The 20,124-nt window shown below is 64.4% G+C and carries 23 protein-coding genes; 13 read left to right on the top strand and 10 right to left on the bottom strand.

The features are described 5' to 3' along the window. Positions 1-48: 48 nt before the first annotated feature. Positions 49-696, bottom strand: a complete 648-nt coding sequence (locus ACFI9K_RS16515; RefSeq protein ID WP_462664505.1) for a type 1 glutamine amidotransferase — start codon at positions 694-696, stop codon at positions 49-51. Between the two features lie 40 nt (positions 697-736). On the opposite strand from ACFI9K_RS16515, the gene ACFI9K_RS16510 reads away from it, so the two are divergent. After that, positions 737-1,705 (top strand): MsnO8 family LLM class oxidoreductase, encoded by a 969-nt coding sequence (locus tag ACFI9K_RS16510; protein WP_462664628.1) that lies wholly within the window; start codon positions 737-739, stop codon positions 1,703-1,705. Here ACFI9K_RS16510 and ACFI9K_RS16505 read toward each other — a convergent pair. Beyond that, the gene (locus ACFI9K_RS16505) at positions 1,681-2,598 is read right to left on the bottom strand and encodes a LysR family transcriptional regulator (RefSeq protein ID WP_462664504.1); all 918 of its coding nucleotides are present in this window, start codon (positions 2,596-2,598) and stop codon (positions 1,681-1,683) included. The genes ACFI9K_RS16510 and ACFI9K_RS16505 overlap by 25 nt on opposite strands. Before the next feature lie 131 nt (positions 2,599-2,729). Here ACFI9K_RS16505 and ACFI9K_RS16500 point away from each other — a divergent pair, with 131 nt between their 5' ends. Continuing rightward, a complete protein-coding gene (locus ACFI9K_RS16500) occupies positions 2,730-4,052 on the top strand; it encodes an NAD(P)/FAD-dependent oxidoreductase (RefSeq protein WP_462664503.1) in 1,323 nt (440 codons plus the stop codon). A gap of 49 nt (positions 4,053-4,101) precedes the next feature. On the opposite strand, the gene ACFI9K_RS16495 is transcribed toward ACFI9K_RS16500, so the two are convergent. The 3 genes from ACFI9K_RS16495 to ACFI9K_RS16485 are packed head-to-tail and all read right to left on the bottom strand — an operon-like array spanning position 4,102 to position 6,694. Next, a complete protein-coding gene (locus tag ACFI9K_RS16495) occupies positions 4,102-4,758 on the bottom strand; it encodes a response regulator (RefSeq protein WP_462664502.1) in 657 nt (218 codons plus the stop codon). Continuing rightward, positions 4,755-6,104, bottom strand: coding sequence for a sensor histidine kinase (locus ACFI9K_RS16490; protein WP_462664501.1), 1,350 nt, complete (start codon positions 6,102-6,104; stop codon positions 4,755-4,757). Before ACFI9K_RS16490 ends, ACFI9K_RS16495 begins: the two co-directional genes overlap by 4 nt. Then, positions 6,104-6,694: a hypothetical protein gene (locus tag ACFI9K_RS16485; RefSeq protein ID WP_462664500.1), complete on the bottom strand. Its 591-nt coding sequence runs from the start codon at positions 6,692-6,694 to the stop codon at positions 6,104-6,106. Before ACFI9K_RS16485 ends, ACFI9K_RS16490 begins: the two co-directional genes overlap by 1 nt. 166 nt (positions 6,695-6,860) lie before the next feature. Between ACFI9K_RS16485 and ACFI9K_RS16480 the strand changes: the two genes are divergently transcribed. Next, positions 6,861-7,061, top strand: a complete 201-nt coding sequence (locus ACFI9K_RS16480) for a membrane protein (protein WP_027498199.1) — start codon at positions 6,861-6,863, stop codon at positions 7,059-7,061. On the opposite strand, the gene ACFI9K_RS16475 is transcribed toward ACFI9K_RS16480, so the two are convergent. The 3 genes from ACFI9K_RS16475 to ACFI9K_RS16465 are packed head-to-tail and all read right to left on the bottom strand — an operon-like array spanning position 7,062 to position 8,781. Beyond that, positions 7,062-7,586 carry a SixA phosphatase family protein gene (locus ACFI9K_RS16475; RefSeq protein ID WP_462664499.1) on the bottom strand — a complete coding sequence of 175 codons (525 nt, stop codon included), beginning with the start codon at positions 7,584-7,586 and terminating at the stop codon, positions 7,062-7,064. It lies immediately after the preceding gene. After that, positions 7,573-8,115 (bottom strand): GtrA family protein, encoded by a 543-nt coding sequence (locus ACFI9K_RS16470; RefSeq protein ID WP_222093752.1) that lies wholly within the window; start codon positions 8,113-8,115, stop codon positions 7,573-7,575. Before ACFI9K_RS16470 ends, ACFI9K_RS16475 begins: the two co-directional genes overlap by 14 nt. 60 nt (positions 8,116-8,175) lie before the next feature. After that, positions 8,176-8,781 (bottom strand): TetR family transcriptional regulator C-terminal domain-containing protein, encoded by a 606-nt coding sequence (locus tag ACFI9K_RS16465; protein WP_222093751.1) that lies wholly within the window; start codon positions 8,779-8,781, stop codon positions 8,176-8,178. A 66-nt stretch (positions 8,782-8,847) separates the two neighbouring features. Here ACFI9K_RS16465 and ACFI9K_RS16460 point away from each other — a divergent pair, with 66 nt between their 5' ends. From ACFI9K_RS16460 to ACFI9K_RS16450, 3 genes are all read left to right on the top strand, one after another. Continuing rightward, positions 8,848-9,543: a GAP family protein gene (locus ACFI9K_RS16460; RefSeq protein ID WP_462664498.1), complete on the top strand. Its 696-nt coding sequence runs from the start codon at positions 8,848-8,850 to the stop codon at positions 9,541-9,543. Positions 9,544-9,577: 34 nt separating this feature from the next. Further along, positions 9,578-9,844 (top strand): hypothetical protein, encoded by a 267-nt coding sequence (locus tag ACFI9K_RS16455; protein WP_462664497.1) that lies wholly within the window; start codon positions 9,578-9,580, stop codon positions 9,842-9,844. A 106-nt stretch (positions 9,845-9,950) separates the two neighbouring features. Then, on the top strand, positions 9,951-10,928 hold the full coding sequence (locus ACFI9K_RS16450; RefSeq protein WP_462664496.1) for a CPBP family intramembrane glutamic endopeptidase: 978 nt from the start codon (positions 9,951-9,953) through the stop codon (positions 10,926-10,928). Here ACFI9K_RS16450 and ACFI9K_RS16445 read toward each other — a convergent pair. Next, positions 10,918-11,430, bottom strand: coding sequence for an N-acetyltransferase family protein (locus tag ACFI9K_RS16445; protein ID WP_462664495.1), 513 nt, complete (start codon positions 11,428-11,430; stop codon positions 10,918-10,920). The two genes, ACFI9K_RS16450 and ACFI9K_RS16445, sit on opposite strands and share 11 nt — an antisense overlap. 75 nt (positions 11,431-11,505) lie before the next feature. Here ACFI9K_RS16445 and ACFI9K_RS16440 point away from each other — a divergent pair, with 75 nt between their 5' ends. The 7 genes from ACFI9K_RS16440 (at position 11,506) to ACFI9K_RS16410 (ending at position 19,412) form a co-directional block, all read left to right on the top strand. After that, positions 11,506-13,605, top strand: a complete 2,100-nt coding sequence (locus ACFI9K_RS16440; RefSeq protein WP_462664494.1) for an HNH endonuclease signature motif containing protein — start codon at positions 11,506-11,508, stop codon at positions 13,603-13,605. A gap of 153 nt (positions 13,606-13,758) precedes the next feature. Further along, on the top strand, positions 13,759-14,310 hold the full coding sequence (locus ACFI9K_RS16435; RefSeq protein WP_462664493.1) for a biotin transporter BioY: 552 nt from the start codon (positions 13,759-13,761) through the stop codon (positions 14,308-14,310). Further along, the gene (locus ACFI9K_RS16430; RefSeq protein ID WP_462664492.1) at positions 14,307-15,491 is read left to right on the top strand and encodes a class I adenylate-forming enzyme family protein; all 1,185 of its coding nucleotides are present in this window, start codon (positions 14,307-14,309) and stop codon (positions 15,489-15,491) included. Before ACFI9K_RS16435 ends, ACFI9K_RS16430 begins: the two co-directional genes overlap by 4 nt. Continuing rightward, a complete protein-coding gene (locus ACFI9K_RS16425; RefSeq protein WP_462664491.1) occupies positions 15,488-16,636 on the top strand; it encodes a thiolase family protein in 1,149 nt (382 codons plus the stop codon). Before ACFI9K_RS16430 ends, ACFI9K_RS16425 begins: the two co-directional genes overlap by 4 nt. 7 nt (positions 16,637-16,643) lie before the next feature. Then, on the top strand, positions 16,644-17,324 hold the full coding sequence (locus tag ACFI9K_RS16420; protein WP_462664490.1) for an energy-coupling factor ABC transporter ATP-binding protein: 681 nt from the start codon (positions 16,644-16,646) through the stop codon (positions 17,322-17,324). Further along, positions 17,321-17,974, top strand: a complete 654-nt coding sequence (locus tag ACFI9K_RS16415) for an energy-coupling factor transporter transmembrane component T family protein (RefSeq protein ID WP_462664489.1) — start codon at positions 17,321-17,323, stop codon at positions 17,972-17,974. The genes ACFI9K_RS16420 and ACFI9K_RS16415 overlap by 4 nt, the downstream gene beginning before the upstream one ends. After that, entirely contained in the window at positions 17,952-19,412 is a 1,461-nt protein-coding gene (locus tag ACFI9K_RS16410) for an AMP-binding protein (RefSeq protein ID WP_462664488.1), read from the top strand. Before ACFI9K_RS16415 ends, ACFI9K_RS16410 begins: the two co-directional genes overlap by 23 nt. Here ACFI9K_RS16410 and ACFI9K_RS16405 read toward each other — a convergent pair. Continuing rightward, the gene (locus ACFI9K_RS16405; RefSeq protein WP_462664487.1) at positions 19,316-20,107 is read right to left on the bottom strand and encodes an acyl-[acyl-carrier-protein] thioesterase; all 792 of its coding nucleotides are present in this window, start codon (positions 20,105-20,107) and stop codon (positions 19,316-19,318) included. The genes ACFI9K_RS16410 and ACFI9K_RS16405 overlap by 97 nt on opposite strands. Between the last annotated feature and the right edge of the window lie 17 nt (positions 20,108-20,124).

The raw sequence follows: 20,124 nt of genomic DNA, 5'->3' as shown, positions 1-20,124 counted from the left end.
GGACACGTTCGGTCCGCTATGACACCTCTCCGCTATGACACTTCTCCGCTATGACACTTTGTCGAAAAATGACTCGATTATTTTTCGCCCGTCCTCGGCGACGCGCGCCAGAACCTGCGCGTTCGGTGCCGTTCCTGCAGGCATGTGCGCGTCGAGCATCGGCTGTTCGGCGGGTGTGAGCTCGACGTGGAATTGCAGACCGAGACCGCTGCCGAACCGGAATGCTTGATTTCGGTAGAGATTCGAGCTCGCCAGGAGCACCGCCCCGGCGGGTAGATCGAAGGTATCGGTGTGCCAGTGCACGACCTGGATTCGATCCGGTCCGAAGAGCGCCTCACCGGCCGCTGTCGCGATCACCTCACCCGAGCCCAGCTCGGGAACGGGCCCCCGGTACACCGCACATCCCTGCGAGGCTGCGAGCAACTGTGCACCCAGACATACTCCGAGCACGGGAATGCCGCGTCGCAGGCACTCGGCGATCAGCTCCCGCTCGGCCCGTACATGAGGGTGAGCGACATCGCCCCACGCGTCCATCGGTCCGCCCAACACGACCAACCCCGAGATCGCGTCGGCCGGCGGCAGCGGATCCCCACTTCCCACCGAGGCGACCGTGTACTCGATTCCGCGCTCGGCCATGATCGTCCCGATCAGCGCCGGACCCTCTACATCGACGTGCGTCAACACCCACCAACTCATGACGAGAAATATGCCCGACGCTCCCGCGGTTGTCTCAGCTGTGTTGCTTTCCCTCCTCGACAGATCCCGCACTCGATCCGGAATGGACGACGCCTCGGCGCTGCGCCATACCGTCGAACGGGCAGTGCACGCGGAGAAGATCGGGCTGCATCGGTTCTGGGTAGCCGAGCATCACGGCGTGCCCGGCATCGCGTCGGGAGCTCCGGCCGTACTTGCCGCGGCGGTGGCGTCGAGCACGTCACGGATCCGCGTCGGATCCGGGGGAGTGATGTTGCCCAACCACCAGCCGCTGATCGTGGCCGAGCAATTTCTGATGCTGGAGTCCCTCTTTCCCGGCCGGATCGATCTCGGTGTCGGTCGTTCTCTCGGGTTCACCGAACCGGTGCGCGCAGCGTTGCGACGAGACCGGGACGCCCCCGATACTTTCGAAGCGGACATTGCCGAATTGCGTTCTTATTTCGATGGTTCGGCACCGGTGACGGCGCGTCCTGTCACCGCGCCCCCGCCGATGTTCGTGCTCGCGACCGGTGCGGGTCTCGAGGTCGGGGCCCGTGCCGGGCTTCCCGTTGTCGTCGGTGGTCCGGTGTTGCAAAATGTTGATCCATTGCAGTTGTACCGCAGGGCCTTCCGGCCCTCGTCGACGAATCCCGAACCGTACGTGATCGTGTCGCTCGATGTGACGATCGCTGCCGATGCCGCCGACGCGCGTCGGCTCGCACTGCCCGAAGCGTGGGCGATGGCCAGGTCGCGGCGCGAGGGTGAATTCCCGGCCTTGGAACCGTCGTCGGCCATCGACGAATCCCGGTGGACGCCGCGAACGAGGGAGCGCATCGAGAACTCGCTCGACTCGACGATTCTCGGCACCGCCGAGCAGGTGCGTCCTGCGCTGGAGGAGATAATCGAACGTACCGGCGCGAACGAGATCATGGCGTCCACATCGACGTACGATCGCGCCGAATTGTTCGACGCCGACGCGGCCTTCGCTCAACTGGCCGGTGCCGCGGGTTGAACAGGTGTCGTAGGTTGAATCGGTGCCGTCGCTGCCAGCGCAGCGACCAGGTCGCGTTGAATGTCGGTGGCCGGCACGGTGGCGTCGACCACCGCCGATACCGGTAGTTGCAGTCTTCGGTCGGCTTCGGTTCGAAAGACGAGTCCGGTCTTGGGGGTGCTGTCGGCGGTGCTGGCGTAGAGAATCGTCCAGCACTGTGGGCGGTTGAGCAGTTCGGCGCTGGCGGTGTGATCCGATGCGACCGGTGGCCCGAAGGTGAGCGGGAGGCCGCTGCGTTTCATCTCGCGCTCGATCACCCGGTGCAGCAAAATTTGTTCGCTGCGTTTGGGTAGGAGCAGCGGGTAGTCGGCCAGTTGGCTCAGGCTCGGGTTCGCCTCGTCGGCAAGGGGATGGCCTTCGGCGAGCGCGACCACGAGATCCTCCGTCCACAGTTCGGTCACGTGCAAGCCCGAACGTTCGACGCTGCCGCGAATGAGCGCTACCTGGCAGTCTCCGGATGTCACCGCTTCGATTTGTTCTGCGAATCGTTTCAGTACGAAATCGATCTCGGCGTCCGGATGGCGCTCACGCACCGAGACGATGGCAGCGATGGCGTTGGCTGCGAAGGTCATGTTTCCGGTGAGGCGCAGCTGGTTCCGGCGGCGCGCCGTCAACGCCAGGGCGGATTGTTCGAGCTCCACCATGTGCCGCGCGATCGAGACCAATTGTGCTCCCACAACGGTCAATCGAACGGTACGAGAGGTGCGCTCGAACAGTGGCTCGCCGATCTCGCGCTCGAGCTTGGCGATCTGCAGGCTGATCGCTGACTGCGAGACGTAGCAGCGTTCGGCGGCACGCGAGAAGTTCAGTTCTTCCCCGACCGCGAGAAAGTACTTCAGCTGTCGCAGCTCCATGTGTGCCTCCGATGATGAGTTCTACTCATGGATGCTATTTCAACTTTCGCGTTGATAGACCAGCGAGGTCGGAGTTTCATGGAAGTAGTTCTTTTCTAGGAAACGTTCTTGGGCTCGGAAAGGGAAGTGCAGTGGATACGTACGACGTCGTCATCGTGGGATCGGGATTCGGAGCATTGGCGGCCGCCAAGTCTCTGGGCAAGGCCGGTGTGACGTTCTCGTTGATCTCCAGCACCACCGAGCACCTCTTCCAGCCGCTGCTCTACCAGGCCGCTACGGGAATGCTCTCGACGGGTGAGATCGCCCCGCCGATCCGGCGCATCCTGGCGCAGTACGACTCCGCCGACGTCCGTCTGGGACGCGTCGTCGACGTCGATCCCGAGGCTCACCAGGTCACCTACATCGGTGCCGGGCAGCGTCACACCATCGGCTTCGGCCGGCTCATCGTCGCCACGGGTGCCACGCAGGCCTACTTCGGTCGCGACGAGTTCAAGGACCGCACGTTCGCGCTGAAGACGGTGGACGACGCGATCGCGCTGCGTGAGCAGATCCTGAGCTGCTACGAGACTGCGCACATGACGACCGAGCCGGCCGCCCGCAAGGAGTTGCTGAGCTTCGTCGTCGTCGGGGCGGGTGCAACCGGTGTCGAACTGGCCGGTCAGATCAGGGATCTCGCGCACCGTTACTTCGCAGGATCGTTCCCCGACATCGAACCGGACGACGTCACCGTCACGCTCGTCGACGGTGTCAAGGAGGTGCTGCCGGCGTTCGGCGGCAAGCTCAGCGCGTACGCCCGCACCAAGCTCGAGAAGTCGGGTGTCGACGTCGTCACCGGGGCCATGGTCACCGATATCGCCGACGATGTGGTCACCGTTCAGGACGTCGATACCAAGACCTCACGGACCTATCCGGCCAAGACCGTCATTTGGTCGGCAGGCGTGCAGGCCAGCGACTTGGCCGCCACCGTCGCCGAGCGCACCGGCTGCGAGACCGACCGTGCCGGACGCCTTCTGGTGCACGACGACCTGACCGTCGGCTCGGCGAAGGACGTCTACGCGATCGGCGACGTGACATCGCTGAACAAGCTCCCCGGACAGTCGCCGGTGGCGATGCAGCAGGGCAGGCACGTTGCCAAGATGATCATCGGCAAGGTCGACGCCGGGACGCCGTTCGAGTACACCGACAAGGGCAGCATGTCGATCGTCGGTCGATTCAGCGCTGTGGCACGGCTGTTCGGCAAGGTCGACATGTCGGGGCCCATCGCCTGGCTCATGTGGCTCGCGGTGCACCTGATGTACCTGGTCGGCTTCCGAAACCGCTACGTCGCGGTGGTGTCGTGGATGACCTCGTACATCGGAGACAAGCGGCCGCACTTCCAGTACACCGACAAGTCGGGGTCCATGGTCGAGCTCAGCGCGCAGGATACGGACGACGAGAAGCGAACAGCAGCTTAGGAGGGGAAGCGCCCCAGCTGTAAATGTCGCCCTAGGTGTAAGTGTTTGCCTAGCTGCTCACCACGCCGTTGCGGTAAGCCCAGATCACCACGTGCACACGGGTGTTGACGTCGAGCTTGCGGCAGATGTTGCCGACGTGGGTTTTCACGGTGCTCTGCTCGAGTCCGAGCGATCGGGCGATCTCGTTGTTGCCCAGGCCCTTCGCGAGCAGTTGCACCACCTCCATCTCGCGAAGGCTCAGATCATGTTGTGGTGCAGAGCCTCTCGTCGATCGCTGTGGCGCTCCTCGTCGCGCGAACTCCGCCATCAATCGCGGGGTGAGGCGCGGCGACAGGGCTGCTCCGCCAGTGGCGACCGTGATCACAGCGTCGGCGAGCTCTTCGGGATCGGTGTCCTTGAGCAAGAAACCGGACGCTCCACTGTCCAGCGCAGCGAACACGTACTCGTCGAGATCGAACGTGGTGACGACAATGATGCGCACAGTGTCGAACCGCGCCAGAATCTCCCGAGTTGCGGTCAATCCGTCGCCGTCCGGCATCCTGATGTCCATCAGCACCACGTCCGGTTGCAGCATCGATACCTGTTGCACGGCATGCTTTCCCGAGGTGGCGTGTCCCACTACGTCGATGTCGGGACGGCCGGCCAGGAACAGCTCGAAGCCCTGCCGAACGACGGGTTGATCGTCGGCGATCAGGACGGTGATCATGCAGGGACCTTGTGTGTTCGGGAGATGTTCCCGCCGAGGGGCAGTCGAGCGTGCACCGTCCAGGTGGTGCCGTCGTCAGACAACCCGGCGTCGAGGGTTCCTCCGAACAGAGCCGCCCGCTCCTGCATCCCTGGAATACCGAAACCCTGTCCCGCCGCTCGCCGGTCGGCAGGGGCTGTGGTGATCGTGTTGGAAACGGTGACCTCGATGGCCGTCGAACGGTCGATCACCCGCACGCGCACCTCGCAGCGGGGCGCGTGGCGTCCGGCATTGGACAACGCCTCCTGAACGATGCGATAACACGTCAGTTGCACGGCGCTGTCGGTGGTAGGTCTGTGTTCTGCACCGTCTGTATGTTCTGCGCCGTCTCTGTTCTCGGGGACATCGACCGTCATGGACGAGAACGACATTCGTGATTGCTCGATCAATTCGGGGAGGTCGGCGATCATCGGTTGAGGTGTGTTCTGGTTCGGTGCACTCGGGCGCAGGATACCGACGATCTGTCGCAGACTGTCGAGGGTGCGTTGGCCGTGTCCGATTGCGCCCGTGAGCAGTTCGCGTGCCTGCGCGGGATCGCTCGCGATGAGTGTCTTCGATGCTTTGGCCTGGATGAGCATGCCGGTCAAGTGGTGGGCGGCGACGTCGTGTAATTCGCGAGCCATGGCCTTGCGTTCGTTGTCGAGCGCCGCGTCCAGTTGTTCCCGGTGTTCGCATTCGGCTCGGTCCAGCGCGGCGTCGTTCTCGAGTTCCTGAGCGCGGCTGCGTGCGATGTACTTTCCCAGGGCGATGAGAACCGTGTAGTTGATGATCAGGTTCGCCACCTGTTCGGCCACCACGCCGATCGTGCCACCGGGACCCGCCGCGGCATCGGGGAAAGACAGGCGAGTGTCGACGCTGATGACGATCTCGAGGATCAGACCGAGCCCGAGGGGTGCGAACAGGCGCGGCCCGGTCACCCGAATCGCCAAGGCGGCGATGGCAAACCAGTACAGCGGAGTGAAACCGAGAGTTCGGTCCGGAAGAACCAGAATCAGCGCGACGCTGATGGCCACCACCGTCAGATACGACGCGGTGGGAAACGACCGGCGTACACACGTCGCGGCGGTCATCGCCAGTAGGGCAACGACACTGATCGCAATCAGGCGTGGGCTGTCGACTAGCTCGTCCCTGGTGTCACCGACCATGCTTGTCGAGAGCTGGAACCCGGCGTAGGCCACGGTGGCCAGTAGCATTTCCAGTGGCAGCACCACAGGATTTCGAGGCCGCCACGCCGGGCGAAACTTGCGCAGCAGTTCGTGAGAGCCCAGTAGTCCGTGAGAGCCCAGCAGTCCGGAACCTCCCAGCATCAGAGTCGACTCCGTTCTCCTGCCGTGTCTTTCGAGCCCGAACCGTTGGAACCCGAATTCTTCGAACCCAACACCCACAGTGGTCCGGTGACGAACCAGAAGAAGGTGATGACGCCGAGTGGTTGGATCACGGTCTTCAGTGCTGCGGCCTGCTCCGAGTCTGCCACGGTGTACGCGAGTCCGTAGGTGATCGCCAGGGCGATCGCGGCGGCGCACAGCCACTTCACGAAGCCTCGGATCTCGTTGCGGTAGGCCTGCGGACCGGTCTTGGGCGGCTTGACCGGTGCGGGTCCACCGGCGAAGCGGTGGGCGAACCGGACGTCGAGCCAGGCGACGGTGGAGTGCGCGAACACGACGGTCCAGCCGAGGTAGATGCCGGCGAGTCGGTGAGCGAATTCGACCTCTCCGCCCCGGTGCAGGTCGAGGGCCACCGCGGCGACGAGGACGAGATCGAGGACGGGAAGCAGCGCGAGCACGATCGTGCTCGCACGCCGCATGCGTGCCACGTAGCGCAGGCACAGTCCGCCGATCACGAGCACCCAGAAGCCGACCTCGCAGATCGCGATGGTGAGCAGAATCGGATTGTTCATAGGCCCGATCCCACCGCAGCGAAGGTGCACGCGATACCCCCGCGGATGCGTCGTACCTGGTGGTTCGGTCCAAGGTACGACGCTGCGCTCCACCGAAAGTCGTAGCCGAACGCGCTACTGTGGAAGTACGCAAACGGGACACGCATGGAAATCCAGGGAGTTCGCGATGGCAGGCAAGAAGATCGACAGAGTGCACGCACAGTCCGCACTGGAGACGGTTCGTGAGAACCCCGGGATTGCGTTGATCGCCGCCGCACCCGCATTGGTGGTGCTTGCCGTGGTGTGGTGGCTGCTCGGGTTTCCCGCAGCACTGATCCTGTTGATCGCAGCAGGCGGTGCCGGCTACCTGTACCTCAGGAACCGCTGACTACTGCTCGGCGCGTGGAATACAGAACTCGGTGATCGTGGCCGAGCTCGCCGCCAGTTCGGCCCATGACTTCTCGGTCGTCAGTACCGCGATTGCCGAGGTGGGGAAGCGGTGCCGAACCTCGCGGGCCACGTCGGTATCGTCGTCGACCGCCAATTCGAGTGCTGTCCAGGGGATTCCGGGCTCATGGCCGACGACCATCAGGGTCGATACCGTCACGTCGTCGAAGTACGTGTCGGCCAGCCGGATTTCGTCGATGATCTCGTCGGCGGATCCGCCGTAGATGTCCCGCTCGAAACGAGTCGGGGTGTCACCGAGGCCGGTGGCGGCCAGTGTTTCGCGAGTGCGCAGAGCCGTCGAACACAGGACCGCGTCGACGCGACCGACGTGCTCGGCAATCCAAGCTCCGGCCAGGCCGGCTTCCCGTTCACCACGCGCCGCCAGGGGCCGTTCGTGGTCCGGGACGCCGTCGGGGTAGCCGGATTTGCCGTGCCGCATCAGCACGAGGGTCCTAGTGGTCGCCATGCTGTCCACCGTAAACGGTCAGAGCGACGGGATCGGGGAGAACCTTCACCGGCTCGGGGAAGACGAACTTACGCATCGCCCACCACCGGAATGCGGTCGCCAGCAGGGTGCCGATGATCGAGCCGCTGACGAAGTCCGCGATGTTCTCGGTGAGGAAAGACACGTTCGGGGAACGCAGATCCAGCATATAACTGGACACCCAGAGCGGCAGTTGGTTGATGGCCAGGCCGGTTCCGGCGACGGCGAAGAACAGCGCGGCCTCGTGGTGGCGTCGACGTCCGCCGCGGGCGGTGAACGACCATTCGCGGTTCAGAATGTACGACACGATCGTCGCGATCAGCACGGCCAGAACGTTCGCTGTCACTGGCTTGTCCTGCAGGATCGTCCACTTCAGGCCGAAGAACAGTACGACGGTGACGACGAAGGTGATCGCTCCGACGATAAGGAACTTGAGGGCCTCGGCATGCTTGACGAGGGGCTCGAGCCAGCGCTGGGGAACGTGGTCGGTGAGGCGGTCGGACACATGCATCCCATCGACGTTACCTCGAGTAACGGACTACGCCGACGGCCTCGCGGCCGTGACAAGGGTCTAGAGCCGCGCCGTCAGGTAATCCCGAAGCAGTCGGCGAACCTCGTTCGAGCTGAGTTGTTCGGGATACGTCACCGCGTGGAGAGTGAGCCCGTCGATGTAGGTGTGCAATTCTGCGGCGGCCCGTTCGTCGACTTCGCTCTCGAACGAGAATTGCGGCGAATCCGGCACATCCAGATCGCGAAGGTGGGCCCACGCGAGTCGGCACAGATACCGGCTTCCGAACCAACCTGCAGTCTTGAGGTCGGCCAATCGCTCGTCGAATCGGGCGCGGACGATCGCCTCCAGCCAGACCGACGCTTCGGCGTAGCGATCTTCGTCGAGTGGCAGCATCTCCTCGAGCATGCGCACGGCGCGAGTGAGTCCGTTCCCGTCGGCCGGTTGTGTTTCCAAGCGATGTACGACGCGCTGCGTCATTGCTTCGGCTGCGAAGAGCACCAGTTCTCCTTGGTCGGAGAAGTAGTACCGCAGTGACCCAGGGGAGACGCCTGCCTCGGCCGCCACACTGCGTACCGTCGCTCCGTTCATGCCGGCTCGCTCGATCACGCGCCAGACGGCGGCGACGATCTCCGCGCGACGCGCATCGTGGTCGACGATCTTCGGCATCGGTCTGTTCTAGCACGTGCGCCGTTATTCGGTACAAATGTGCGAAATAGTTGTTATGGTACATCTGTGTTTTTTAACATTGTCGCGCTGGCGCTGGTGGACAGCATCGGTGTCGGCACGCTCGTCGTTCCCCTGTGGATGATGCTGCAGCCGTCGTTTCGCGTTCGATCCGTTCTGCTGTACCTCGGCGTGCTGGGGTTGCTCTACCTCGCCGTCGGTATCGCGGCGCCGGCGGTGACCGGCGGCGTCCACGTGGGTGTACCCGGCAGTGCCGGGGCGCGGTTGGTGGCGGGTGTGGCTCTTCTGCTGGTGGGCCTGGCCTGGGAACGTCGTGCCAGTAAGCAGGGTCTCTATAAGCAACGTCTCGGGAAGCAGCGTCTCGAGAAGCAGGGTCGCCCCGGCCGTTCGTGGCGGGCGGTTGTACCGAAAACCGGTCGTGGGGTGGTGGTGCTGGCGGCCGCCGTCGGTGTTGTCGAGGTGGCGACGATGCTGCCCTACTTCGCCGCGATCGACGCGGTGGTCGCGTCCGATCGGGGATGGGCATTCTCGGTGTTCGTTCTCGCGGTCTACGTATGTGTCACCCTGGCACCGGCTCTTGTTCTCCTGGTCGCCAGATTCGCTGTGTCACACCGTGTTCTGCCGGTCCTACCGCGTCTGATTCGCCGCGTCGAAGGCTGGAGCCAGGAGGCGTTGGGAACGGTACTGATCGTCGTGGGTGCCTTGCTGGCCGCAGATGCGGCGATCGACATGAACCTGGTGTGACGTCGGCCCAGGCCGACTCGAGGAAAGGATGCACATGAGGGCAGGAATACTTCGATCGACCGATGCGCGGAGCATCGTTTGGGTTGCGGCCGGCGCAGTGCTGGCGTTGTTCTTCTGGGATCTGCAGGTGTTCTGGTTTCAGGGCGGCCCACTCGGCTGTGTCCTGATGGTTCTCGCTGTGGTGGACGTGTGGGACTCGCGGCGTGCCACCGAGAGGCGCGGAATCGTCGGGGAAATTCGCGACGACCTTTTCGGCAGTGAGAATTCGGCCGACAGGCCGGACGACACGCGTCGGCAGTGATCCACGTCGCCGGGACGGTGCTGAATTTTCGGTTCCCGCGTGATAAACAAGTCTCGGGGGTCGACGGCTTTCTTCAGCAGGCGATGCGGCGATGGGTGGTGACCTGGTGGCGAGCAGTATCGATGCGGGCTTCGAGGCTCCCTCGCGTCGCCGTGTTCTGACGGCGCGTGGTCTGACCGCGACAGGCACCGCAGTGATGGTTCTGTGCTTGGCGGCAGGTTGGGTGGTCGTCTACTTCATCGGTCTGATGGGTGCGCTGTGGCGTTTTCGCGAGCCGAATGCGCCTGCGCCCGTGCTCACTCTGTCGGACCAATGGATGGACTTTGCATTCGGCGGAGTCCAAGTGGCGGTGGGGGCCGCGGCGATCGCCGTGGTGTATTTCGTTCGACGTCGCACATTGCCCGCGGTATGGCCGATGCGTCGCGGTACCGCGCTCGAAGCGGCGATCACCTGGTGCGCCGCGATCGGGGCTGCGTCTGCTGTGCTGCTCGTGCTGTCCCGGATGGATGTCCTCCGCTTCAGCTTCTCGGTTCCGGCCTCGGTCGAATCCGATTGGCTGGCAGTGGTTTCCGCGCTCGTCGTCGGTCTGCGCGAGGAGCCGATTCTGGTGGCACTGCCGGTGCTGCTGCTCGTGGGTCGGTTGCCGATCTGGGCCATCATGGCATTGTCGGCGACGATGCGGGGCCTGCTCTATCTGTATTTCGGCGGCGGCGGGTTTCTCTGGGCGGTGTGCTGGGGTGCTGCGGCGATCTGGGTGTTCTATCGCTACCGACGGCTGTGGGTGTTGATCGCTGTGCACGGTCTCGTGATCAATGTTCAGGTGTTCGATCGCGTGATTCCGTCCGACAACGCGGCAACGATCATGCAGTGGGTCAACATCTTGATTCTGTTCACCGCGCTGCTGTGGTGGCTCACGCCGCGGGCGCTGGAGGCGTTTTTGCCGAACACAGTGGCCGTTCGGTACGCCGATTCGACCGTCGAGACAACACCGATGGTGACCGAGGTCGTGCTCAATCCCGAGAAGCTCGATCCGGATAAGTCCGATCCAGATAGACGCAGACGGAACCCACCGGTCAAGCCCTGACCATTCGGGCTTCGAGGCATTCCCAGTCCGGGTCGAATCGGGTGGTGCCGTCCATTTCGAACCCATGCTTGCGGTAAAACGCACTCGCGCGGTCGTTTCCTGCAGCGACCCATAGATATACGGAGCCGACGTGGCGACCGAGTACGTCGACCATGAGCTCGGTTGCGATGCCCGTGCCGTGATGTTCGGGCAGGACGTTCAGTGACCACAACTCGGCTTCGGCAGGCGGGTTTTCATCGCGGGGCGGGCCGGCGGTGGCGAACCCGACGATGCGAGAACCGGTGACGTCCACTGCGCATCGGGTCCGGATCCCACTCGCGGCCGCGTCGTCGAGACCCGCGATGATCTGCGCCCACCGTGCGATGCGGTGCGCAGGCCTCATCGCATCGAGCTTGGCGCTGTTCATCATTCCCGCGTAGGTCGACTTCCAAATGGCCACGTGAGCTGTACCGAGCTGCTTTTCATCACCCGGTTGGACGTCGCGAATCGAGTAGCTGCTCACGTTGTAGTTATACCGATCGAGACGTCGACTGTGCGTGGCAATTGCTTGTCGTACCCCTCTCGTAGTATCGAATGCATGTTCGATACCGGGGGGTGGGGAGCGGCGGAAACGCCGTCCGTCGATGACTGTATTGCGGGGTTCCTCGATGTCATCGCGGTCAGCCGCGTTCAGGAGAATCTTGCGCGGGCAGCTACCCTGCTTGCGTATTGCGACGTACTCGAGATGCGACTCGAGGCAGCCGAGGCCGATGACGGCGATCCGGGTGAGACCGTTCGCGGCGCGTTGTGCGATCTGGCCGTGACGATGACCGGTACGCGTCGCGATGCCTCTGTGGTGCACGACGTCGCCGAGCGTCTTCATCGAATGCCGTTGACGGCCTTGCGCTTCGTAACCGGAAGCTTCGACTGGTCGACGGTGGTCACCATCACCTCGGTGTTGCATCGCGCCGGCGACGAGACCATCTCGAAGATCGAATACGAGGTCTGCGCGGCAGGTGGTCGAATGCGTCCGCAGGCGTTGAGAAATCGCATATGGCGACTGTGGATGAAGGCCGATCCGGACGGCGCTTCGGCGGCCCGCGAGACTGCGAAGTCCGAGGAAGTCGGAGTGCGGATCGAGCGCGCAGGTCCCGGCGGTATTTCGTCGCTCATCGCGAAGATCACGGATTTGGAAGCGGCAGAGGCCGATGCGCTCATCGTCGAGATCGTCGGCACGGTCTGCAAAGACGATCCACGGTCCACGGGGATGCTGCGGGCCGCCGGATTGATGGCGTTGCTGCATGGCGAACATTCGCTGCTGTGCCAGTGTGACCTCGGAGACGAGTGCCCGGTTGCCGGTGCTGCAGATGATCTTCCCCCTCGCCGCGGGCATCTGCTGCAGATCGTGGTGGCGGTGGAGACGCTGCTGGGACTGTCTTCGGATCCCGCTACCTTGCCCGACGGGACACCCATCGATCCGGAGGTGGCGCGCATCGTCGCCGCCGACGCGAAGTGGCAGGCCATGCTGACCGAGTTGGTCGACATGCTGAAGCCCGACCAGGACAGTCCCGTCGATCACGACAAGAACGACACGAGGCAGAACGATGAGAGCTCGAGCGGCGACGGCCCTAGCGACGACGGCCCGGATGGCGACGGCTCGAGCGAGAACGGTTCTGACGACGGCGGCCCGGATCATGACGGCCCTGACGACGGTGGCCCCATAGGTCCTGACGCCGACGGATCAGGCAGTTCTGGCGACGAGGAATCGGGTGGTTCCGAAGACCGGGGCAACGGGCACTCCAGAGGCGGTGACTCCAACGACGGTCGCGGTCCCTCGAGTGCGGATGCGGACTACTGGGCGTGCGCACGCAACAGGGGTGGGTTCGGGAAACCTGACGATCCGCCCGGTCTGTCGTTGCTGCGCGCAGTGGTGGGCATAGGCCGGGTTCGTGGTGCCGCACAGATTCCGTCGATTCGCGGGGCGTGCGCCGCGAATCGACCAAGGGAGTTACCGATGATGGGGGAGGAGTCTGTCCGCGATGGGCTCGTCGCACGCTGGCTCGGCTGGATCGCCGAGCAGCCCGAGCGTGCGCGGGGGATCTTTCCCAATGGTCATGGTGGAGAGCGCTTTCCGTCGCGGGCCGCAACAACATATCGACCGAGCGCGCGAGTTGCCGCCTTCGTGCGTGCGGCGTATCGGACGTGCACGTTTCCGAAATGCGAGGTGCCGTCTGCGAGGTGTCAGATCGATCACCTGGTCCCCTTCGATCAGGACGATCCGAGGCGGGGTGGCTGGACCATCGTGACCAATCTTCAGCCGGTGTGCGTATTTCATCATCAGGCGAAGACCTCGAAAGCGTGGTCGGCGGTCATGCTTGCAGGAGGGGCAATCTTGTGGTCCAACTCGGTCGGGTTACGTGCGGTCACGTTGCCGGACTTGTCGATCACGTCCGTTCCCCGACGCCGCCGACGCAGGAAGAAGTTGGACGACAATGCGCCGTCCCCGCTCGACCCCACCCGATGGGAGCTCGAGTTCAGCGGCTCAGCACCGCCGACACTCGCGAATTTTCGTTCTGCGTCTTCGGACATCGAGAGGAAGCAACTCGCGGAGAAGAGGCGCGCCTACCTCGAGCACTGCCGCGTCCTACACACGCGCATCCGACTCGACCGGAGTAGATACGATCCGGCCCCCTTCTGAACCAGAGCCCGTCCAGGGTGTGGTCAGAACCGCGCACCTGCTACCTTGAACGCCGTTCAAGTCTCTGGGGCAGGTGACCGCCCCTTCTCCGAGGAGCCCCCTGTGTCAGATGTCGACAGCAGTACCCGTCCGCCGAGCCGTAAGGTCAGCCGAATGAACGTCTCCGCCCGCGACATGGCGCAGATCGCAGTGTTCGCAGCGCTCATCGCTGCTCTCGGCCTGCCGGGATCGATCACGGTCGGCTTCTCCGGTGTCCCCATCACCCTGCAGACGCTCGGCATCATCCTGTCCGGCGCGATCCTCGGTGCCCGTAAAGGCACCGCCGCAGTCCTGGTGTTCCTCGCCCTGACGATGATCGGCCTCCCGCTTCTGGCCGGTGGACGTACCGGCCTGTCGGCGATGGCCGGCCCCACGGTCGGCTACCTGATCGGCTGGATACCGGCTGCGCTGCTCATCGGCTGGCTCACCGCCCGCATTCTGCCGAAGTACTCGGTGGCACTCGGCCTGCTCATCAACGCCGTCGGCGGCATCGTCGTGGTGTACGCATTCGGCATCCTGGGTCTCATCCTGCGTACCGACGTCGGAGTCTGGGCCGCGATCACCTCCAATGGCGCGTTCGTGCCCGGCGACATCGCCAAGGTCATCGTCGCCACAATCGTGGCCAAGAGCGTGCACCGTGCGTACCCGGGCCTGATCAAGGCGTGACTCTCGAGCTGGGAGGTCGAGGCAACGACCACAGCACGGCCGACGACATCGCGATCGTCTGGTCGGGTCGCACACTCACCTACGCCGATCTCGACGCAGCCGTCGAGCAATGGCCTTACCTCTCAGCACAAGACAACACAGCACACGACGCGTCAGGACTCGAGCTACCCGAGGCGCTGATCAGCGTGTTTGCGGCGGCGCGGCAGGGAAGCGCGGTGCACGTGGAGGACCCGGCTGCCAGACCCGATCGTGCCGAAGACCCGAGTCCCGACGCTTTCCTGCTCGTGGCGACCTCCGGCTCCACCGGACGCCCCAAACCGCTCGAACGCACCGCTGCATCCTGGGTCGACAGCTTCGCCGAATTCACCGAGATCACCGACATCCGGCCCACCGATTCTGTGCTGATCACCGGGCCACTGCACGCCACGATGCACCTGTTCGCCGCAGTCCACGCGCTGTGGCTGGGAGCCTGCGTCACCGACGACCCTTCTCGCGCCACGGCCGTACACGCGGTACCTGCGATGCTTCGCGACACGGTTCGCCGGATGCCCGGTGCGCGGGTAGCTGTCGCCGCCGGTGCCGGTCTCGACCCCGCTGCAGCGCAGACCATTTCGGCGACGGGAGTCAGGGTGGTGGAGTACTACGGCTCAGCGGAACTGTCGTTGGTGGCGGCGCGGGTGACAGGCGAACATGCGTCACTGCGACTGCTCCGCGACGTTGAGGCGCGCACCGAAGGCGGGTACCTGTTCGTCCGCTCGCCGTACTCGGCCATCGGTGCCGCTGCAGTCGGTGTTACTGCAGTCGGTGTCACTGCAGGTGATGTAGCCGGCTGGTGCAGCGTCGGTGATCTGGCGGAGCTCGACGGCCGCGAACTGACCGTCCACGGACGAGGCGACGCAGCAATCAATGTCGGCGGCACCACCGTCGTCGCGGAGGATGTCGAGCGCATCCTGACCACACTCGACGGCGTTCGGGCAGCGGCGGCCATCGGTTCTCCCCATTCCGTTCTGGGTGAAACAGTCTCTGCCGTCGTCGAACTCGATGGGTCCCGCGATCTGGACCGTATCCGCGCCGACGCCCGCTCGATCATGACCAAGGAAGCACTGCCGCGACGGTGGACGGTGGTGCAGCAGCTGCCCCGTACTGCGAGCGGCAAGATCGCCCGGAATGCCCTGCTATGAATGTTGCTGTCAGGACTGTTACCGCTGTGAATGTCCCTGTGATCGTTGCGGCCAAACGGACCGCGATCGGTGTTGCCGGTCATGGCTTCGCCAGTGTCACTGCACCGCACCTCGCGGCACCGGTGCTCGATGCTGTTGCAGCAGAGGTCATGTCACTCGATATTCCGATCGACGACGTTGTTCTCGGAAACTGTCTCGGCCCCGGCGGCGATGTCGCGCGTGTCTCGGCCCTGCTCGCGGGACTCGGCGTCGATGTCCCCGGCGTCACCGTCGACCGGCAGTGTGGGTCGGGCCTCGACGCCGTCATGCAGGCCGCGTCGCGCATCCGCAGCGGTGACGAGACGTTGATTCTGGCGGGAGGCGTCGAGTCGGCCAGTACGAGTCCGTGGCGGTTCTGGCCGCCGGTCGACGGCGCAGAACCTGTTCGCTACACCCGAGCGCCGTTCGCTCCCCACGGTTTCGACGATCCCGACATGGGTGTTGCTGCGGACCACCTCGCCCGCAGCGGCGGAATCGACCGGCAGCGGCAGGACGAGTACGCCGCACGGTCCTTCGCGCGAGCCGCGGCACACGACTTCTCCGCCGAGATCGTCCCGATCGGACAGGTGCGTGCCGACGAGCGTATCCGGCCCAACATGACTGCTCAGCGCTTGGGCAGGCTGCGCCCCACGTTCGTCTCGGACGGCACCGTCACGGCCGGCAATTCCTGCGGAATCTCCGACGGTGCAGCAGTTCTCGCGATCACCACGGCCGATCGTGCCGCGGGTATGCCGTCGCTGCGCATTCTCGGCAGCGCCGTGGCAGGGTCGGATACGGCTCTTCCCGGTCTGGGCCCGGTACCTGCGATCGAGAAGTTGCTGGCCCGCACCGGGGTAGCGCTCGCCGACATCGGAGTCATCGAGATCACCGAGGCATTCGCGTCGGTGGTGCTTGCGGTCTCGGATGCGCTGGGGATGGATGAAGAGCGCATCTGCCCCGAGGGTGGAGCCATCGCGATGGGGCATCCGTGGGGTGCGTCGGGCGCAATTCTGTTGGTGCGGTTGGCGTCCCGAATGCTGCAACCGGGTGGTCCGGCGCTTGGACTCGCGGCCTGCGCCATCGGCGGCGGGCAAGGTATAGCGATGTTGGTGGAGAGAGTGACATGAGGCTGGCATGAGCACGATCAGATTCGAGAACATTTCCCACTCGTTCGGCGAGCGGCAGGTACTGCACGGCATCGACCTGGAATTCGACGAGCGTCGCATCGGCATCATCGGATCCAATGGATCGGGCAAGTCGACTCTGGCTCGGATGATCAACGGGTTGATCAAGCCCGATGCCGGCCGCGTCACGGTCGACGGTCTCGATGCCGCGAAGAAGGGCGCGCAGGTTCGCAAGAGGGTGGGGTTCGTGTTCACCGATCCCGACTCGCAGATCGTCATGCCCACGGTGGCCGAGGATCTCGCATTCTCACTGCGCAGGTCCGGGCTGAGCAAGTACGAGGTTGCGAACCGCGTCGACGACATGCTGGTTCGCTTTCGGCTGGATCAGCATCGGGACCACCCGGCACACCTGCTTTCCGGTGGGCAGAAACAATTGCTCGCAATCGGTGCCGTGTTGATCAGGCGACCGGAGGTGGTGGTTGCGGACGAGCCGACCACGTTGCTGGATCTGCGCAACGGGCGCGTCGTCGCGCAGGCTCTGGATTCGATGGATCAACAGGTCATCGTCGTCACTCATCAACTCGCTCTGCTGGACAGCTTCGAGCGTGTCATCGTCATCGACGACGGCCGTATCGCGTTCGACGGTGCCCCCGCGGCGGCGGTCCCGGCATATCGGGAGCTGATCGGGTGATCGGTCTCTATCGCCCTGGTACCTCGCTGCTGCATCGGATGAGCCCGGGCTGGAAACTGCTGGCGCTCATGGTCTCGATTCTGGCGACCGTGATCTTCGCGCGTACACCGCTCGAGGTGGGCGTGGTGGCGCTGGTGGTCGCTGCCCTGTTCGCAGTGGCCGGTATTCCGGTGAAAGTCGCGCTGGCGCAGCTTCGTCCGGTGCTGTGGATGCTGCTGATCATCGGGGTGTTCCAAGTCCTGATCACCACGTGGCAGCGGGCCGCAGTGGTATGCGGGGTGCTGGTGATCTCTGTTGCCCTGGCGGCGTTGGTCACGCTGACCACCCGGGTGACGGACATGCTCGACACCGTCACCAGCGCACTGGGCCCCATCCGACGCTTCGGGGTCGACCCGGACCGCATCGGACTGCTACTGGCCCTTGCCATTCGATGCATCCCGCTCCTGGCTTCGATCGTCCACGAGGTCTCCGAAGCCCGGAAGGCGCGCGGACTGCAGTGGTCGATGACGGCTCTGGCCACCCCGGTTCTGGTGCGCGCACTCCGCACCGCCGATGCCATGGGTGATGCCCTGGTTGCGCGCGGTGTGGACGACGACGGTGTGTACGACGACGGTGCAGAAGACGGCGGTGAAGAAAACAGTGACGAGTGAGCTTCTTGCCGCCCGGATAGCGCAACACTCCGTGCGCGAGGACGTTGCGATCGTCGACGCGACCGGTCGGATCACTTACCGCGATTTCTGGAGCCGGGTGACGTCGGCGGCGACCGTGCTGGCGGGGATGCGCCGCATCGCAGTCTTGCCGACCTCTGATATCGGGTCGCTGATCATCGTTGTTGCGGCGATGCGGGTCGGGGTGAGTGTCGTTCTGCTGCATCGCCATCTGTTGCCCGGTGAGTTCGCCGCGGCAATGACGTTGTCCACGCCGTCCCTGATCGTGGCGCACCCGCGTCAGCACTCGCGATTGCACAGGTGGGGTGCAGACAGTGTTCTGGCACCCGAGCAACTCACCAGCGGCCCTGCCGCGCCGATCGATACGCCTGCACGCAGTGCCGAACTGCTCGTCGGCATCACGTCCGGAACCACCGGCCCACCGAAATTGTTCGTCCGAGATCAGGCGTCGTGGGCTGCGACGCTCGACCGTTCCGATTCGCTGTTCGAGCTCGGGCCGCGCGATCGAGTATCCGCATCCGGAACCCTCGATCACACGCACTTTCTCTACGGTGCGTTGCACGGTCTCACCCGTGGGGCGACGGTGGACCTGCGCAATGCCGATGCGGCTCTGAGAGATGGTGCCACGCATGTCTATTCGGTACCAACGATCGCCTGGGACATAGTGCGATCGAACGGGCGGTATCCCGGCGTGCGGGAGGTGCTCTCGTCTGCCGCTCGATGGCCGGAGTCGGGTCGAGTGGCGCTGGCAACGGCGATGCCGAATGCAACCATGACGCACTTCTACGGTGCGTCGGAACTGAGCTTCGTCTCGTACGACCGTCGAACCCCCGAGGGCACAGGGATCGAGGGTGCACTGTTCGACGGTGTCGAGGTGGAGACCAGGAACGAACTGCTGTATGTACGCAGCGACATGCTGTTCGACGGCTACCTGAGCCGGGTGGGTGACCACACCACCGTGACCGACGGACCGGTCGACGGGTGGATGACGGTCGGTGATCGAGGCAGTGTCGAAAACGGCCGACTGATCTTGTTGGGCCGCGGCAGTGAGACGATCGTCCGGGCCGGACTGACGGTCGAGTTGCCCCCGATCGAAGCGGCGCTGCTGGCGATCCCCGGCGTGCTCGAGGCTGGAGTTCTCGGAGTGCCCGACGATCGAGCCGGTGAGGTTCCGGCAGCTGTAGTTGTTGTTGCACAGACGGATTCGCCGTCGGCAATGCACATTCGCCGCGCATTGCGCTCGATGTTGCCCGGCCCGAGTCTGCCCGTCACCATCACAGTCATCGACGCCTTGCCGCGCACACCACGCGGCAAGCTGGACCGTCAGGCCTTGGGCGCGACCTTGGCGACCGTGCGGACCGTCGGCTCGCCCGTTGCGCCGGTGACCACGAACCAGACGGTCAACGCGCCGCCTTCGTAGCGGTGGCGCAGGGTCACGTGTTCGCCCGCCAATACCGGGGTCAGGTACTCGATCACGGCGCGGTGTGGCACCGCCGCCAACTGCGGGAGCTGGACCAGCAATTCCTCTACCGCATGCCAGTAGACGGCGTTGTTGAGATGATCGAACGGATCGATATCGGTTGCGCGCAAAGGGAAGTGCACGTCGGTGGGTGACGGCTCCGGCACCGGCTCGGTCAACCACGCCTTCCACCGCAGCCGGTGCTGCTCTGTGGTTCTGGCCAGCATTTCCAGGGCACCGTCACTGATGCGCGTGGGCATGCCGGTGTCCTTGCTGATGTTGATCCAGAAGCCCTCGGTCTCGATCCGTCCACCTTTGGGGGTCGTGAGCGCAACTCGCATGTTGGACCAGCGCGTCGACATCGACGAACACCACCGACGCATGTGCACCCGATCGGGAAAGTGAATGGGCTCGAAGACGTCGATCACGGTTCGCCGGACGATCCACATCGGATCGGTCTTACCCAGAGGTGTGGCGTCGAGGTTGTCGGTACCGACGTCCTGCAGGTAGCGCGCAACCCCGTCGAACCGAAGTCGGTTCTTCGGGTCGATGTCGCCTGTCCGGACCGGCCAGCTGGTCTCGAAGCCCTCGCCGGGTGGTGGTTCCGGTGCCAACTCGTCATCGAATCCGGCCGGTTCCACGCGTGCATTGGTCACGATCGCACTGTACGCGG

The sequence above is a fragment of the Rhodococcus sp. PSi06 genome, assembly GCF_054960675.1.
The sequence above is the reverse complement of the archived record's forward strand: the minus strand, read 5'-3'. Positions and strand labels throughout refer to the sequence as shown.

Excerpts from the sequence above, each read along its gene's own strand:
- ACFI9K_RS16515 (WP_462664505.1), bottom strand. The coding sequence starts at position 696 with ATGAGTTGGTGGGTGTTGACGCACGTCGATGTAGAGGGTCCGGCGCTG.
- ACFI9K_RS16505 (WP_462664504.1), bottom strand. The coding sequence starts at position 2,598 with ATGGAGCTGCGACAGCTGAAGTACTTTCTCGCGGTCGGGGAAGAACTG.
- ACFI9K_RS16495 (WP_462664502.1), bottom strand. The coding sequence starts at position 4,758 with ATGATCACCGTCCTGATCGCCGACGATCAACCCGTCGTTCGGCAGGGC.
- ACFI9K_RS16490 (WP_462664501.1), bottom strand. The coding sequence starts at position 6,104 with ATGCTGGGAGGTTCCGGACTGCTGGGCTCTCACGGACTACTGGGCTCT.
- ACFI9K_RS16485 (WP_462664500.1), bottom strand. The coding sequence starts at position 6,694 with ATGAACAATCCGATTCTGCTCACCATCGCGATCTGCGAGGTCGGCTTC.
- ACFI9K_RS16480 (WP_027498199.1), top strand. The coding sequence starts at position 6,861 with ATGGCAGGCAAGAAGATCGACAGAGTGCACGCACAGTCCGCACTGGAG.
- ACFI9K_RS16475 (WP_462664499.1), bottom strand. The coding sequence starts at position 7,586 with ATGGCGACCACTAGGACCCTCGTGCTGATGCGGCACGGCAAATCCGGC.
- ACFI9K_RS16470 (WP_222093752.1), bottom strand. The coding sequence starts at position 8,115 with ATGCATGTGTCCGACCGCCTCACCGACCACGTTCCCCAGCGCTGGCTC.
- ACFI9K_RS16465 (WP_222093751.1), bottom strand. The coding sequence starts at position 8,781 with ATGCCGAAGATCGTCGACCACGATGCGCGTCGCGCGGAGATCGTCGCC.
- ACFI9K_RS16455 (WP_462664497.1), top strand. The coding sequence starts at position 9,578 with ATGAGGGCAGGAATACTTCGATCGACCGATGCGCGGAGCATCGTTTGG.
- ACFI9K_RS16440 (WP_462664494.1), top strand. The coding sequence starts at position 11,506 with ATGTTCGATACCGGGGGGTGGGGAGCGGCGGAAACGCCGTCCGTCGAT.
- ACFI9K_RS16435 (WP_462664493.1), top strand. The coding sequence starts at position 13,759 with ATGAACGTCTCCGCCCGCGACATGGCGCAGATCGCAGTGTTCGCAGCG.
- ACFI9K_RS16425 (WP_462664491.1), top strand. The coding sequence starts at position 15,488 with ATGAATGTTGCTGTCAGGACTGTTACCGCTGTGAATGTCCCTGTGATC.
- ACFI9K_RS16420 (WP_462664490.1), top strand. The coding sequence starts at position 16,644 with ATGAGCACGATCAGATTCGAGAACATTTCCCACTCGTTCGGCGAGCGG.